Here is a 15,772-nt window from a genome sequence, read left to right as displayed (position 1 = left end):
GTACGCCTCCGGTCGAAGAGAAAGGCAGCCAATGACGACGACCGCAACGGAGCACCTCCTGAGCGCTGACGGGGTGACCGTGCGCTTCGGGGGCCTCACCGCGCTCGACGACGTCGGACTCCGGGTCGCGCCCGGATCCGTCGTCGGCCTCATCGGCCCCAACGGAGCGGGCAAGACCACCCTGTTCAACGTCCTGTCCGGCGTCCTGCGCCCCACGGCGGGGAGCATCACCTGGAAGGGCGCCCCGCCGCCCGGCCGCCGCCCCCACCACCTCGCCCGCGCGGGCATCGCCCGGACCTTCCAGGGCCTCAACCTCTTCCCGATGATGACGGTCCTGGACAACGTCGTCGCCGGGGCCGACCGCCTCGCCGCCGGAGGACCGTTCTCGCTGCTCACCGGGCTGGGACGGCACCACCGCGACGAACGGGAGCTGCGCGGTCGCGCCCTGGCCGCCCTGGAGCGCTTCGGGGTGGCCGAGCACGCCCACCGTCTGCCCGCCACCCTGCCCTACGGCGTGCAGAAGCAGGTCGCCCTCGCCCGCGCCTGCGTCGGCGAACCCGAACTCCTCCTGCTCGACGAACCCGCCAGCGGGCTGTCGGGGGCGCAGATCGACGCCCTCGCCGACCAGATCCGCGGCTTCAGCCGGGACATGGCCGTCGTCCTCGTCGAACACCACATGGACCTGGTCATGCGGGTCTGCGACCACATCGTCGTGCTCAACTTCGGCCGGGTCATCTCCACCGGCACCCCCGCCGAGGTCCAGGCCGACCCCCTCGTCACCCAGGCCTACCTCGGCACCTCCGCGGACACCCCCGCCGAGGGCGAGGAGGCCGCTGTGCCCGCCCCCGCGGACACCCCCGCCCCGAACCGGGGCGGCGCACCCGTCACCGGCCCCGGCGACGCGAACGGAGCCGCCCGATGACCGCCCCGCCCCTGCTGTCCGTCGAGGAGCTCAGCGCCTCCTACGGAGCCGTCCGCGCCCTGGACCGCGTGTCCCTCACCGTCCCCGACAAGGGCGTGTGCGCCGTCCTCGGTGCCAACGGAGCGGGCAAGACCACCCTGCTGCGGACCCTCACCGGCCTCCACCCGGCCGCCTCCGGGCGCGTCCTGCTCGACGGCGAGGACATCACCCGCCTGCCCGCCGAGAAGGTCATCACCCGCGGCCTCGCCCACGTCCCCGAGGGCGGCGGCGTGATCGTGGAACTCACCGTCGAGGAGAACCTGCGCCTGGGCGGTCTGTGGCGGTCCGACCGCCGCCGCGACTCCGCCATGGACGAGGTCCTGGAGCTCTTCCCGCCCCTGGCCGAACGGCGCGGCAGGCCCGCCAGCACCCTCTCCGGGGGCGAGCGCCAGATGCTCGCCATCGGCCGCGCCCTCATGGCCCGGCCCCGGGTGCTGCTGCTGGACGAGCCCTCGCTCGGCCTGGCACCCCTGGTCACCAGGCAGATCTTCACCCTCCTGCGCGACCTGCGCGACCGCACCGGGCTCACCGTCGTCCTGGTCGAGCAGAACGCGGCCGGGGCGCTGTCGGTCACCGAGACCGGGTTCGTCCTCAACCAGGGACGCGTCGCGGTCGGAGGCGCCTCCGCCGACCTGCTCTCCGACGACCGCACGCGCCACGCCTACCTGGGCTTTTAGAGGAGTCCCCGTATGACCCACTTCATCAACCTGACCCTCAACGGGCTGGCGTCCGGGGCGGCCTACGCGGCACTGGCGCTGTCCCTGGTGATCATCTACCAGGCCACCCGCCTGGTGAACTTCGCCCAGCCCGCGCTCGCCCTGGTCGCGGTCTACACGGCCTACACCGTCACCCAGCTCACCGGCTCGTACTGGCTCGGCTTCGCCGCCGCGCTCACCGCGGGCCTGGCCGCGGGCGCGCTGGTCGAGCGGTTCGTCATCCGGCCCATCGCCCGCGTCTCCCAGCTCAACGCCATCATCGTCACCCTCGGCCTCCTCCTGGTCGTCCAGGGGCTGGTCGGGATGGTCTGGGGCAACGAGCAGCACGGGTTCGGCTACGCGTTCAGCTACGTGGGCCGCTTCTCGCCCGCCAACGTGTTCGCCCTGGTGTCGGTCGGTGCCGTCGCGCTGCTGCTGTTCGCCCTGTACCGGTTCACCCCGCTGGGCCTGCGCATGCGCGCCGCCGCCTTCCACCCCGAGGCCGCCCGGCTCAGCGGCGTGCGGGTGGGCCTGATGCTCACCGCGGGATGGGCGATCGCCTCCTTCATCGGCGCCCTGGCGGGCATGCTCGCCGGACCGCCGTTCATCTCCCCCAACGTGTTCGACGTCGTGTTCGTCTACGGCATCACCGCCGCCGTCATCGGCGGCCTGGACAACCCGTTCGGCGCCGTCCTCGGGGGGATGCTCATCGGCCTCGGTATGTCCTACGTGTCCGGCTACGCCGGGCCCGAACTGGCCACCCTCGCCGCCCTCGTCATCGTCGTCGCGGTGCTGAGCGTGCGCCCCGACGGCATCCTGTCCCGCCCGGCCGCGCGAAAGGTGTAGCGATGCCCTCACCCACCCGGCAGCGCGCGGAGCGCGCCACCGCCCCCGACTGCCCGAACCCGTCCGCCGCCTCCTCCGGCGCCCGGTGGCGCGGCCTGCCCGCGCCGCTGCGCCACCTGCTGCTGGCCGCCCTCGGCCTCGCCGCCGTCACCGCGCTGCTGCTGGCCACCGGAGACCTCACCGCGCTGCGCGTGGCCGCCGTCGGCTACACCATGCTGGCCGTCGCCGGACTGCAACTGCTCGTCGGCGGCAGCGGCCAGGTGTCCCTGGGCCACGGCGCGTTCATGATGATCGGCGCCTACACGATGGCGCTGCTCGTCCTGTACCAGCCCATGCTCCCCCTGGCGGCGAACCTGCTGATCATCGTGGGGGTCTCCGTCGTCGCCGGGATCGCGGTCGGCGCGGCCACGGCACGCCTGCACGGCCCCTACCTGGCGGGGGCCACCCTCATCCTCGCCGTCGGCCTGCCCGGGCTGACCCACCGCTACCACGAGCTCCTCGGCGGCAGCAACGGCCTCAACATCCGTACGGCGGGCGCGCCGCCCCTCCTCCAGGGCCTGGTCACCGACAGCGAGTGGAAGGCCCTGGTCGTGTGGACCGCCGTGGTGATCGGCCTGGCCGTGCTGGCCACCGTCTCCACCGGCCGCCTGGGCCGCCGCATGCGCGCCATCCGCGACGACGAGACCGCGGCCGCCATGGCCGGGATCCCGGTCGGCACGACGAAGGTGGTCGCGTTCGTCATCGCCTCGGCGGCGGGCGGCCTCGCGGGCGGCCTCCAGGCCTACGTGCTCGGCACCGCGACCCCCAGCACCTTCACCCTCGCGCTGTCGCTGACCCTGCTCGCGGCCCTCGTCCTGGGCGGCATCGGCAGCCTGTGGGGCGCGCTGTGGGCCGCGGTCGCCATCGTCTACCTGGAGATCTGGGTCTCCGACCTGGCCGGAACCCTGAACCTGAGCCGCGACGCGGAGAACAACCTCCCGATCGTGTTCTTCGGCGTGGTCCTCATCCTCGTCCTGCGCTTCTGGCCCCTGGGGGTCCACGGCGCGCTCCAGCGCCTGACCGCACGCCTCGGACCCGCCGGGTCCAGACCCCGCTAGCGGTGCCGGGGCGCCCGCCCGCCCGGCACCACCCCACCCTCCACCCCCCGAGAAGGAGAACACCATGCGAAACCGCAGCGGAACCCGGGCCGCCCTGGCGGCCTCCCTGGCCCTGACGATGCTGGCGACGGCCTGCTCCGGCGCCGGTGAGGTCACCGAGGGCGCCGAGGCCGACCTGAACGTCTCCACCGGCGTCACCGACGACGCCGTCGTCATCGGCTCCCACCAGCCCCTGACCGGCCCCGCGGCCCCCGGCTACCTCGCGGTCTCCCAGGGCGCCCGCGCCGTGTTCGAGTACGTCAACGCCCAGGGCGGCGTGAACGGGCGCGAGATCGACTACCGGGTCGAGGACGACGCCTACGACCCCGCGCAGACGATCGACGTGACCCGGCAGCTGGTCATCGAGGACGAGATCTTCGCGATGGTGGGCGGTCTGGGCACGCCCACGCACAGCGGCGTCCTCGACTACCTCAACGAGGAGGGCGTGCCCGACGTCTTCCCGTCCTCGGGCGCCCTGGCGTGGAACAACCCCGAGGAGCACCCGCTGACCTACGGCTGGCAGACCGACTACACGAAGGAGGCGAAGATCCAGGGCGAGTACATCGCGGAGAACTTCCCCGACCAGAGTGTCGGCTACCTGTTCCAGAACGACGACGTCGGCGAGGACTCCCAGGCCGGACTCGACCAGTACCTCGGCGACGAGGTCGTGGCCCGGGAGCACTACGAGTCCGAGGTGCCCGACCTCAGCGCGCAGATCGCCGAGCTGGAGCGGACGGGGGCCGAGGTGGTCGTGTGCTCCTGCATCCCGGCGTTCGTCGCGCTCGGCATGCTGGAGGCGGCCAGCATCGGCTACGAGCCCCAGTGGATGGTCTCCAGCATCGGCGGCGACACCACGACGCTCCAGGGGCTGCTGGCGGAGTTCACACAGGACACCGACGCGGCGGACGTCCCCGCCGACGCCTTCCTCGAAGGCATGCTCATCACGAGCTACATGCCGCGCGTGGAGGACGAGGACGACGAGTGGGCCCAGTTCTTCATCGAGGTGTACGAGGAGTACGGCGAGGGCGGCACGATCACCAACACGCACGTCTTCGGCATGACCCAGGCCGTCATGTTCGCCCAGGCGCTCAGGTCGGCGGGCGAGGACCTCACCCGCCAGTCGCTCGTCGACGCCCTGGAGGCCCAGGAGTGGCAGGGGCCCAGCCCCGTCCCCTTCGCCTCCAGCGACGGTGACCACGGCGGCCACCAGGGCGTGTACGTCGTCCAGTACGAGTCGGGCGGCAGCATCGAGATGGTCCAGGAAACGCGTGTGACCGACCGCGAGGGCGGCCCCATCGAGGAGGCCGACTTCACGGCCCTCGGCCCGGACGAGCTGGTCTTCCACGACTGAGCCCGGTGAGTGGCGGTTTCCGCAAGGCGGTGGTTCGGAGGGCGTTTCCTCCGATCCTCCGAACCACCGCCGACAGAACGACGAAGGGCCTCGGGCCCCGGGCGATCGCCCGGGGCCCTTCCCGTGTCCTCCACGTTTTCCACAGGTGGTGGTTGGGGGTGTCCCGGGGAGGGGCGGGGATGGTTTCCTGGAAATAGGGGGGATCCCGCCCCTGTGCCTTTTGGTGTGCCCTCAAATACCCGGCACCTCAAGGGGAGTAATGGATTGAGGGGTAGGGAGGGGCCGTCTTCAGGTCTCTCCCCTACGCTGCTCTTGACGGGGGTTGTTGGCGGCAACGAAAGCGCACCCGCTGCCGCGAAGTGAAATGGACTCCGATAAACGGTAGTCGTCCGGCGGGGGCGAGGGTCCCCGACGAAAAGCGGCACCAAAGGCGGGAGCGACTGGCGGAGGGCGACCAACGCCCGGGGTTCGGGGACGGCTGGGCTCTGCTGCGTCGGCGCCAACGGCAGGCGGGTCCTCCAGCCTCGGATGGCGTCTTTGGTCCCTGTGGTCGGGGTGGGCGACGGCGGCACCCCCGGCGAGGGATCATTTCTTCCGCGCCCTTTCTGGCGCCTTTCGGTTTGTCCCAATTGTGGCTTATCAATGAAGGGCACGCCTCCCGCGAGGGAAGGCCGGAAGGGCGGGTAATTCGGTGCTGTGAATTCTGGCGCAATGGCTGCCATTGGCTTATAATAAGAGGTATGGAGATGATGCTTGCAGCGCCCGACGCGGCCCCCGGGGTTTGTTCCCCGGTTGTGGCCGCGCTGGCCGGTGCGCGCGAGATCATCGACCAAGCGTGGGATGCCGAAGTGCCGCCCGGGGCCGATGAGGCCGCCGCTGAGGAGGTCGCGGCGCTGTGGGCCCAGGTGGAGAAGATCCGCTACCAGGCGTTGGCGCGGATGGCGCGTTTGTACGCGCGCGGTGAGGTGGCCCGCTACAGCGGCTATTCGACCCTGGACAAGTGGATCACCCACCAGTGCAAGGTGCCGACTGGTCAGGCCAAGGATTTGGCCCGTCTGGCCCAGCACGTGCACGAGGAGACCCTGCCCGCCACCGCCGAGGCGGTAGGGGAGGGCGCTCTGGCGCTGGGTGAGGCGGTGGCGATCGCCAAAGCGACTGACAAGGCCGTCCAGACCCGCGATGAACAGCATTTCCCCGATGAGGGGGAGTATCGGCAGGGGTTTGAGTCGGCTCTGGTGGCGGCCAAGGCGGAGCGGCCCGCGTTGTCGGTCAACCAACTCCAGTCGGTGGCCCGCCAGGTCGCCTACCGTTTGGACCCGCACCGGTTGGACCGTGACCACGAGGCCGCCCACGCCGGGCGTGGTCTGGCTGTGCATGACACGTTCCAGGGCAGCTACCAACTCCAGGCCTGGGGCGGGGCCGGAGACGCGCTGGTCGTGCGCGCCGCTATCGACACCTTCACCACCCCACCCGGCGAGGGCGAGGAACGGTCCCGGTCTCAGCGTGAGCACGACGCGCTCATCGCCGCGCTGCGCTTTGCCACCACCCACACCGGATGTGACAACGCTCCGGCTCCGTTGGCGCAGATCCGCATCGTGGTGCCCGTGCAGACCTACCTGGACGCCGAAGGCCAGCAGAGGCCCGCTCTGGACGAGAACGGCCGGGTGATCCCGGTCGGGCTGGTGCACGAACTCGCTGGGGACTCCGAGGTGGTGCGGATGCTCACCGCCCCGCCCACCGGACAGGTGCTGGATGTGGGCCACAGCCGCCGCCTGGCCTCAGCCCGGCAACGCACGGCCGCGTTCCACGGGCACAGCACGTGTGCGCACCCGGGTGGGTGTGAGGTGCCGATCACCTGGTGCCAGGCCGACCACATCACCTCCTTCTCCCGGGGAGGACGCACCGAGGTCGCGAACCTGCAACCACTATGCGGCCCGCACAACCGGGCCAAGTACCAACGCGAACTCCGCACACACCAGCAGCGGGGGCGAGGACGCAACCACCCACCCGGCAGAGACCCGGACCCGCCGCCCCGGGAGTGACCTCCGGCCGGGCCGGGCCCCGGCATGCCCGCACCCGGCAAACAGCCCGGGCCCCACCCACCGTCGTCACTGCCACCGTCGCCCGCCCCCACCCCCGGGGTCGGTAGCGCTGCCCGAGGCCGGAGGGCCCGCTCGCCTTTGGTGCCAGCGCAGGAGCGAGCAACCACCCTCCAGCCCCGGGCGTTGGTTGCCTTCCCAAGCCACTACGCGGCAGCCGGTGCCGCCGCCTCCGGCCACCATCCACAACCAGGGCGTTGAACGAGAACCCCAAACACCCGCTGCCTTTGGTGCCAGCGCAGCAGAGGCCCACCACCCCCGAGCCCCGACCGTTGGACGCCCTCCCAAGCCACTACGCGGCAGCTGGCGCCGCTGTCTCCGGCCACCACCCGCAACCAGGGCACTGACCGGAGCCCGCGGATGGTACCCCCGCGGTTGTCCGTGAGGACGACCTCTCACGCCCGGTCACACGGGGGCGGCGGCCCGGGGGAGTGTTCCCCGGACCGCCGCCGTGACGCTGTCCCGGACGCCGCTGCCCCGGATGCCGTTGCCTCGGACGCCGCTGCCCCGGATGCCGTTGCCTCGGACGCCGTTGCCTCGGACGCCGCTGTCCCGGACGCCGCTGTCCCGGACACCGCGGGGCCGGAGCGGCCCAGCGGTGCCGGTGCGGGATCAGGTGATGTGCGGGCAGGAGTCCCGGTAGTCCGAGAAGTCGGAGAAGAACCCGGTGTCCGGCGGCGGGCACAGGAACTGCTCGTAGCGCTCGTCCTCGTCGACGAAGCGCTTGAGCCAGGAGATGCTGTACCTGGCGATGATCGTGTTGGAGAGGTTGGGCGCGAAGTGGCTCGCCCCCTCCAGTTCCAGGTAGGCGCGCTCCAGGTCGCCGTCCAGGCTCTCGTAGAACGGGATGGAGTGCGAGTTCACCGACGCGACGCTGTCGTTCTCCGCGCCGATGATCATCGTCGGGACCTCGACGTCCGACCAGTCCTTCTGGAGGTGCCAGGGGGTCAGCGGGATCGCCGCGCGCAGCTCCGGCCGGTCCTCGGCGGCCGCGAGCGTGCCGCCGCCGCCCATCGAGTGGCCCATCACCGCCAGGCGGTCACCGTCCACCTGGTCGGCCACGTCGCTGTCGTCGACCAGGTAGTCCAGGGCGTTCTCGATCTGGCGTCCCCGGCTGTCGGGCTGGTCGTAGCGGGTGTTGGTGTCGATCGTGAACACCACGAATCCCTGTGAGGCGATCCGGTGGCCCATCCAGGCCATCGAGGACTGGCTCGCCGTGTAGCCGGGCGCGATGACCACGCCGCCGAACGTCCCCTCGCTGGTGTCGGTGGGGTAGTAGATCGTGCCGCCGCCGAACCCGCTCACCAGGGAGGACACCCTCTCCTCGTCGGTGTCGAAGTAGCCCTCCACGGCGGTGACGCTCGACTCGGTCGGTGCGGGGCCGCGCTCGTAGGGGTTGGCGGCCTGGGCCGGGGCGACGACGGCGCCGGTCAGCCCGGCGGTGAGCGCCAGGGTCATACCCGCGCGGGCGGCGAACCGGACCACCCGGGAGCGGGGGCCGCTGCGTGCGCCGTCGGTCTCTTCGGGGGAAAGGGGATATGTTCGCACGGTTTTTCCTTTTTCTCGTACAGCGGGAATCCGCGCACCTCGCGGTGTTCGCGGACCAAGGGTCTCCCGTGGGGGGAAAGCCGACATTACCGCACGGTAACTATAGGGGTACGTACGGTGGTCGGCGGTGGCCGCCCCGCCTCTCGGTGGCGGAGGAGGGGGCCGGGGGGTCGGCTCCCTTCGGCCGTGGGTTCACTATGGTGTCGTTTCGGTAAACGTGCATCCGTTGAATCACCAGTAGTGACGGAGCCCAGCTCGCGGGGGGCAAGGGGGGCGTGCGGCTCCCCAGTGCTCCGGGTTCGCTCGCGGTGCTGCGGGGTCACGCGGTGCCCTTGGGACTCCGGGGTCCAGAGGTTCCGGAGCACGTTGCCCCGACACTCTGGTGTCCCGACAGTCCCGCGCCCGGCGCCTCGCCGCTGGCGGGCCCCGGTGTTTCGGAGGTTCCTCCCCGGGCAGGCGGACCGTGTAGGCGCACGACGAGGGAGTGAGGACCATGCCCGGTGCAAGCGAACTTCCGTCGACCCTCCAGCGGTCTCCGGAGAAGGCCCAGCGCACCTGGATCAAGGCGCACGACTCCGCTGTCGAGGAGTACGGGGAGGGCGAGCGCGCGCACCGCGTCGCCTTCGCCGCGGTCAAGCACGAGTTCGAGAAGCAGGGCGACCGCTGGGTGCCCAAGCAGCGCTCGGGCCCCTCGGACGAGCAGGCGTCCAACCCCAAGGCCGCGCGCGGCCGGGGCAAGGACAAGAAGACCGCCGGGGGAGTGGACGCCAACGCCAGCAAGGAGCACCTCTACGAGCAGGCGAAGAAGCTCGGCGTCGAGGGCCGCTCGAACATGAACAAGGACCAGCTGGTGGAGGCGCTGCGCAAGGAGAACAACCGGCGCACCGCCAAGGCGCGCTCGTCCTGACACGGCGTCGGCCGGACACGCCGTCGGCCCACCTCACAGGCAGCCCCTCCCGAGCTCCGTCCGGGAGGGGCTTTCCCCTGTGCGGGGAAGGCGCGAGGGAGGGGCGGGGCGCACGGTCCCCGCCCCCCGGCTCAGCTCGCCTGGATCTCCCCGCCGGTCGGAGCCAGGGTCTCGCCGGTGTAGTACGACGACAGCCGACCGCTGGCGAAGAAGACGTAGGAGGGCGCGATCTCGTCCGGGTCCGCCGCACGGCCCATGGGCGACTGCTGGCCGAACCCCTCCGCCCCCTTCTCCCCGAGCGTGGAGGGGATGAGCGGCGTCCACACCGGCCCGGGCGCCACGCAGTTGACCCGGATGCCCCGGTCCATGAGCGTCTGCGCCAGCGAGCTCGACAGGTTCATCACCGCCGCCTTGCTCGACGCGTAGTCGATCAGCGACTTGTTGCCGCGCAGACCGTTGACGGAGCCGGTGATGATGATCGAACCGCCCTCGGGGATGTGCTCCAGCGCCTCGCGGACGGTCCAGAACACCCCCATAACGTTGACGTCGAACGTACGGCGCAGCTGCTCGGTGCTCAGGTCCGTGAAGTCGTCGACCGGCGCCTGGGTGGCGGCGTGCTCGACCAGGATGTCGATCCCGCCCAGCTCCTCGACCGCGCGGTTCACCAGGTGGGTGCAGAAGGACTCGTCGGCCAGGTCACCGCGTACGCCCACCGCCCTGCGTCCCTGCTCCTGGACCAGCCCCACCGTGTGCTGGGCGTCGGCGTCCTCGCTGAGGTAGCCGAAGACGACGTCCGCCCCCTCCTTGGCGAAGGCCACGGCGACGGCGCGGCCGATCCCGGAGTCGGCCCCGGTGATCAGCGCCCGCTTCCCCTTCAGCAGGCCGCGACCCTCGTAGTCGCGCATCTCGTCCCTGGGCTGCGGATCCATCGGCTCGGTCCGGCCGGGGTAGGGCTGGCTCTGCGCCGGAGGCGAAGTCTCGGACATGGTCGTCTCCCCCTGTCGTTTCGGTCTCGCGGGCCGACCCGGACCCGTCCGGGGCGCCCCGCGCTGTGCGTCCGGGCGTGCCCGGACGGTCTTCCGCGTGCCCGCCCCTACCCTGTTCGCCTCCGCTGACTCGGACCCGGCGCGGGCCGGCCCGGTCCCGGCCGCACAGCGGTGAACACCGCTCCAAAAGGCGGTCAACGACGTTTGCCCCGAATCGGCGTCGGTCAGGGGGAACCGGGGGAGACCCCGGCACGTGGTACCCGCAGATCGACGGAGGCCTGCTGTGAGCACTGAAGGACGTGGGGGAGACGACGGGCGCGACGGCAAGGACCGCCAACTCGACGGGGTCAGGACCGACTCGGAGCAGTCCCTGACCACCGACACCGGCGTCCGGGTGGGCGACACCGACAACTCGCTCCGGGCCGGGGCGCGCGGCCCCACACTGCTGGAGGACTTCCACGCCCGGGAGAAGATCACCCACTTCGACCACGAGCGGATCCCCGAACGGGTGGTGCACGCGCGCGGCGCGGGCGCCTACGGCCACTTCCGTCCCTACGAGGGGCTCTCCGAGCTGACCGCGGCCCACTTCCTGAGCGGCCCCGACGTCACCACGCCGGTCTTCGTCCGCTTCTCCACGGTCGCCGGGTCGCGGGGATCCGCCGACACGGTGCGCGACGTGCGCGGGTTCGCGGTGAAGTTCTACACCGAGGAGGGCAACTACGACCTCGTCGGCAACAACATGCCGGTCTTCTTCATCCAGGACGGCATCAAGTTCCCCGACTTCGTCCACGCGGTCAAGCCCGAGCCCCACAACGAGATCCCCCAGGCGCAGTCCGCGCACGACACCCTCTGGGACTTCGTGGGCCTCCAGCCCGAGACCATGCACATGATGATGTGGCTGATGTCGGACCGGGCGATCCCGCGCAGCTACCGGACGATGCAGGGCTTCGGCGTCCACACCTTCCGGTTCGTCAACGCCCGGGGCCGGGGGACCTTCGTCAAGTTCCACTGGAAACCCCTGCTCGGCACGCACTCGCTGGTGTGGGACGAGGCGCAGCGCGTCCAGGGCAAGGACCCCGACTTCAACCGGCGCGACCTGTGGGAGGCCATCGAGCGCGGCCAGTACCCCGAGTGGGAGCTGGGCGTGCAGCTGGTGTCGGAGGAGGACGAGCACGCCTTCGACTTCGACCTGTTGGACGCCACCAAGATCATCCCCGAGGAGCAGGTTCCGGTCCGCCCGATCGGAAGGCTGACCTTGAACCGGAACCCGGACAACTTCTTCGCGGAGACGGAACAGGTCGCCTTCCACACCGCCAACGTGGTCCCGGGCATCGACTTCACCAACGATCCGCTGCTCCAGGCCCGCAACTTCTCCTACCTGGACACGCAGCTGCTGCGCCTCGGCGGCTCCAACTTCCAGCAGATCCCGGTCAACCGGCCGCTGGCACCGGTGAGCAACAACCAGCGGGACGGCTTCGCCCAGCACCGCGTGCACCGGGGCGGGACCTCCTACCACCCCAACAGCCTGGGCGGGGGCTGTCCGGCCGTGGCGCACGGGGAGGGCGTCTACCGCCACTACACGGAGAAGGTCGAGGGCGACAAGATCCGGGTCCGCAGTGAGAGCTTCGCCGACCACTACTCGCAGGCCACGCTCTTCTACAACAGCCTGGCCGGGTGGGAGCGCGAGCACCTGGTGGAGGCCTTCCGCTTCGAACTGGGCAAGTGCGAGGAGCTGGAGGTGCGCCAGCGGGTGGTGACCAACCTCAACCACGTGGACCACCGGCTGTCCGTCCAGGTCGCGGAGGGGCTCGGCGTCGAGCCGCCGGAGGAGGAGGTCACGCCGAACCACGGCCGCTCCTCGCCCGCCCTGAGCCAGCTCAGCACCACGTTCGGTTCCGTCGTCGGCCGCAAGGTGGCCGTCCTGGTCGCGGACGGGGTGGACGAGGCCGCCGTCGACGCGTTCCGGGAGCCCCTGATCGGGGCCGGGGCCGTGGTCGAGCTCCTCGCGGCCACCGACGGGGCGGTCCGCACCTCGCGGGGCGGCGTCGTCACCGTCGACCGGGCCTACCCGACCGTCTCCTCGGTGCTCTACGACGCGGTCGTGGTGACCGGCGGCCCCGACGCCGCCCGGACGCTGGCGGGCGACGGGCTCGCGCGGCACTTCGTCCTGGAGGCGTACAAGCACCACAAGCCGGTGGCCGCGGTCGGGGCGGGGACGGAGCTGCTCGCCCCGCCGCTGCCGGAGGAGGTGACCGCTCCCGTGGACGGGCTGCGGGTGGAGCTGGGCGTGGTCGCCTCGCCGGACGCGGGGGAGGAGGGCGTCGCCGCGTTCACGAGGCTGCTGGGGGAGCACCGGTTCTGGGACCGGCCGACGGCGTCGGTGCCCGCCTGACGGTACCCGCACGGGCGGGGCGCGACTGACACGGAGCGAAGGCAGAGTGAAGGGAGAACAGACGCGATGAAGGTGGGCTACAAGCTCTTCGCCGAGGGGTTCGGACCCCGGGAGATCGTGGAACAGGCGGTCCGCGCCGAACAGGCCGGGTTCGACTTCGTGGAGATCAGCGACCACTTCCACCCGTGGCTGTACAGCCACGGCCACTCCGGGTTCGTGTGGTCGATGCTCGCCGCCATCGCCGAACGCACCGACAGCGTCGAGCTGGCCACCGGCGTCACCTGCCCGATCCTGCGGGTGCACCCGGCGATCGTCGCGCAGGCGGCGGCCACCACGGCCATCCTGTCCGAGGGGCGGTTCACGCTCGGGCTGGGGTCGGGGGAGCGCCTCAACGAGCACGTGGTGGGACAGGGATGGCCCAACGCGACCCGGCGCCACGAGATGCTGCGCGAGGCGATCCAGATCATCCGCCTGCTGTGGTCGGGCGGCTACCACTCCTACGACGGCAGGTACCTGACCCTGGAGGACGCCCGGGTCTTCGACCTGCCGGAGGAGGCGCCGCCGATCGTCGTGGCCGCGGGCGGCGAGGAGGCCGCCCTGCTGGCCGCCGAGGCGGGTGACGGCATGTTCTGCACCGAGCCGAGCAAGGCGCTCAACCGGGTCTACGGGGACAACGGCGGCTCCGGGCCCCGCTACGCCGAGGTGCCGCTGGCGTGGGCGACCAACGAGGGCGACGCGCTGGAGTCGGCACGCGAACTGTTCCGCTTCGCCCTCACGGGGTGGAAGGTGCAGGCCGAACTGCCCAACCCGGTGAACTTCGAGGCGGCCACCGCGCTGATCGGCAGGGACGCGATGCGCGACGTCTTCGCGTACGGACCGGACCCGGACCGGCACCTGGAGGTGGTGCGGGAGTTCGCCTCCGCGGGGTTCGACCACCTGTGCCTGATCAACGCCGGACCCGATCCGGAGGGGTTCTTCGGCTTCTTCGAGCGGGAGTTGGCCGGGCCGATCCGCGCGATGGGGACCGGCTAGCGCGCGACCACAGGGGTTCGCCGGGCCAGGGCCCGCGCCGTGATCTTGTGCTTATAGCTCGCCTCGACCGTCCAACCTCGCTATAAGTACAAGATCACCGCAGGTCAGAGCTCTTCCGATCAGTCCGCTCGCGCCCGGGGGTCCCCTCCGCCGCCGACCCCCGGGAACTGACGCCGCGGCAGGGTCAACTCCGCCCGCGCCACCAGGCGAGCAGGCGGCTGAGGAGGTCGTCCTCGTGGCCCTCGTCGTCGTGGTCCCGGTCTCCCGCCCGTGTCCCGGACTCCGGTTGCCCGTCCCCTCCGGACCCGCCCCTCCCGGCGCCCTCGCGGGGGCCGACGGTGACGGGTTCGCCCGGGGTGAAAGCCACCGGGAGTTCGCGGAGCCCGCGCAGGAACGGTGACGGGACCCAGCGCAGGTCCTCCGGTTCCACGGCGAGCCGGAGCCCGCCCAGGCGTTCCTGGAGCGTGGTGACCGCGATCGTGGCGGTCAGCCGGGCCAGCTCGCGGGCCGGGCAGGCGTGCGGTCCGGCGCCGAACATCAGGTGGGCCCGGCTGCCCCCCGCCTGTTCGCACCGGACGGCCGGATCGCGGTGGGCGGCGTCGAAACCGATCAGCAGGGCGTCGCCCGCGCGGATGTCGGCGTCGCCGATGCGCATGTCCTGGAGGGCGATCCTGGCGGGCAGGACCTGGAAGGGCGTGTCGGTCCACATCACGTGGTCGAGCAGTTCGTGGACGGTCATCTGCGCGTCCGTGTAGGCGCTGCGGATCACCTCGTCGGTGAACAGGGTGCGCATCGTGTTGCCGATGAGGTGCGTGGTGGTCTGGTGACTCGAATTGTTGATGAGCGCGGCCTGGTGCGCGACCTCGTGGTCGCTCAGCCCCGCGGGGTGCTCCAGCATCCACGACACCAGGTCCTGGCCGGGGACCCGGCGCTTGCGGGCCACCAGTTCGGAGAAGTACTGGTGGATGCGGCCGACGGCGTCCTCGGCGCGTTCGGCGTTCTCACCGAAGACGATGGCCGTGAGGTCGCCGAGCATGTACCCGTAGCTGTCGGAGAGCCCGTACATGCTGTTGACCACGAGCACGGGCAGGGGGTTGGCGTACTCCGCGATGAGGTCGGCCCTGCCGTCGGCGATGAAGGAGTCGACGAGTTCGTCGGCGATCCGCCGGATCGTGCGGGCGGTGGCGTTCATGTCCACCCGGGCCAGGCTGTCCGCGATGGCCGAGCGCAGCCGGGTGTGCTCGGCCCCGTCGGCGTACAGGGCGTTGGGGCGCCAGGACAGCGCGGGCCGACCGAAGGCGAGGTCGATGCGTCCCTCGGCGACCTCGCGCCAGCGGCGGGTGTCGCGCGAGAAGAGGTGCTGGTTCTGTAACACGGCGAGGTTCTCGTGGTAGCCCAGCAGCAGCCAGGCCCGGACGCCGTTCTCCAGTTCGACCGGGGCCACGGGTCCGTGGCGTTCGCGCAGCGCGGCCCAGAGGGCGTCGCGTCCGGTGTCGGGTGTGGTGCCGTACAGCCGGGTGGTCGTCATCGAACCGATGCCCTCTCTCTCGGGGGAGGTGGTGTGCCGGTGCGGTGACAGAGGGGAGAAGCGGGATCACTCATTGTAGGAGGGGTGGAGTTCTTTTTTCAACACGACGGAGAAAAGGCGCTCACGCATTAGTGACGAATGGTATTAAGTGTGCTTTTTATGGGGGTGTCCATGTGCCGGATCCTGGGGCTCAGCGCCGTGGGGGAGCCGCTCCGCGGCCGGAGTCTGCCATGGGGATGCGACAGTTTGCGAGCCTTCGCAAGAAGGTTCGAAAAGGCCGCTTTTTGTCAT

At 71.1% G+C, this 15,772-nt stretch carries 12 protein-coding genes; 9 read left to right on the top strand and 3 right to left on the bottom strand.

The window, feature by feature from the left end; translation table 11 throughout:
- Positions 1-31 precede the first annotated feature (31 nt).
- From HGB44_RS18615 to HGB44_RS18590, 6 genes are all read left to right on the top strand, one after another.
- A complete protein-coding gene (locus HGB44_RS18615) occupies positions 32-922 on the top strand; it encodes an ABC transporter ATP-binding protein (RefSeq protein ID WP_061083281.1) in 891 nt (296 codons plus the stop codon).
- Positions 919-1,638, top strand: a complete 720-nt coding sequence (locus tag HGB44_RS18610; protein WP_061083282.1) for an ABC transporter ATP-binding protein — start codon at positions 919-921, stop codon at positions 1,636-1,638. Before HGB44_RS18615 ends, HGB44_RS18610 begins: the two co-directional genes overlap by 4 nt.
- 12 nt (positions 1,639-1,650) lie before the next feature.
- The gene (locus tag HGB44_RS18605) at positions 1,651-2,502 is read left to right on the top strand and encodes a branched-chain amino acid ABC transporter permease (protein WP_017562488.1); all 852 of its coding nucleotides are present in this window, start codon (positions 1,651-1,653) and stop codon (positions 2,500-2,502) included.
- Between the two features lie 2 nt (positions 2,503-2,504).
- A complete protein-coding gene (locus HGB44_RS18600) occupies positions 2,505-3,599 on the top strand; it encodes a branched-chain amino acid ABC transporter permease (RefSeq protein ID WP_061083283.1) in 1,095 nt (364 codons plus the stop codon).
- Positions 3,600-3,663: 64 nt separating this feature from the next.
- Positions 3,664-4,989 carry an ABC transporter substrate-binding protein gene (locus HGB44_RS18595; protein WP_061083284.1) on the top strand — a complete coding sequence of 442 codons (1,326 nt, stop codon included), beginning with the start codon at positions 3,664-3,666 and terminating at the stop codon, positions 4,987-4,989.
- Between the two features lie 749 nt (positions 4,990-5,738).
- Positions 5,739-7,031, top strand: coding sequence for an HNH endonuclease signature motif containing protein (locus HGB44_RS18590; RefSeq protein WP_168444062.1), 1,293 nt, complete (start codon positions 5,739-5,741; stop codon positions 7,029-7,031).
- Positions 7,032-7,700: 669 nt separating this feature from the next.
- On the opposite strand, the gene HGB44_RS18585 is transcribed toward HGB44_RS18590, so the two are convergent.
- Positions 7,701-8,636, bottom strand: a complete 936-nt coding sequence (locus HGB44_RS18585) for an alpha/beta hydrolase family protein (RefSeq protein WP_061082021.1) — start codon at positions 8,634-8,636, stop codon at positions 7,701-7,703.
- Positions 8,637-9,129: 493 nt separating this feature from the next.
- Between HGB44_RS18585 and HGB44_RS18580 the strand changes: the two genes are divergently transcribed.
- The gene (locus HGB44_RS18580; protein ID WP_061082020.1) at positions 9,130-9,543 is read left to right on the top strand and encodes a ChaB family protein; all 414 of its coding nucleotides are present in this window, start codon (positions 9,130-9,132) and stop codon (positions 9,541-9,543) included.
- Between the two features lie 131 nt (positions 9,544-9,674).
- Here the strand turns inward: HGB44_RS18580 and HGB44_RS18575 are convergent, their stop codons facing one another.
- Complete coding sequence (locus HGB44_RS18575) at positions 9,675-10,529, bottom strand: SDR family oxidoreductase (protein ID WP_061082019.1); 855 nt, start codon at positions 10,527-10,529, stop codon at positions 9,675-9,677.
- A 283-nt stretch (positions 10,530-10,812) separates the two neighbouring features.
- Here HGB44_RS18575 and HGB44_RS18570 point away from each other — a divergent pair, with 283 nt between their 5' ends.
- Together HGB44_RS18570 and HGB44_RS18565 are read left to right on the top strand one after the other, a co-directional pair.
- A complete protein-coding gene (locus HGB44_RS18570; RefSeq protein ID WP_061082018.1) occupies positions 10,813-12,921 on the top strand; it encodes a catalase in 2,109 nt (702 codons plus the stop codon).
- Between the two features lie 66 nt (positions 12,922-12,987).
- Positions 12,988-13,953 (top strand): TIGR03557 family F420-dependent LLM class oxidoreductase, encoded by a 966-nt coding sequence (locus tag HGB44_RS18565; RefSeq protein WP_061082017.1) that lies wholly within the window; start codon positions 12,988-12,990, stop codon positions 13,951-13,953.
- A 184-nt stretch (positions 13,954-14,137) separates the two neighbouring features.
- On the opposite strand, the gene HGB44_RS18560 is transcribed toward HGB44_RS18565, so the two are convergent.
- Entirely contained in the window at positions 14,138-15,481 is a 1,344-nt protein-coding gene (locus HGB44_RS18560; RefSeq protein WP_061082016.1) for a cytochrome P450 family protein, read from the bottom strand.
- Positions 15,482-15,772: the final 291 nt, after the last annotated feature.

The sequence above is a fragment of the Nocardiopsis alborubida genome (assembly GCF_012396365.1).
Classification (GTDB): Bacteria; Actinomycetota; Actinomycetes; order Streptosporangiales; family Streptosporangiaceae; genus Nocardiopsis; species Nocardiopsis alborubida.
Note: the sequence above shows the minus strand (reverse complement) of the source record. Positions and strands in the feature narration are given on the sequence as shown.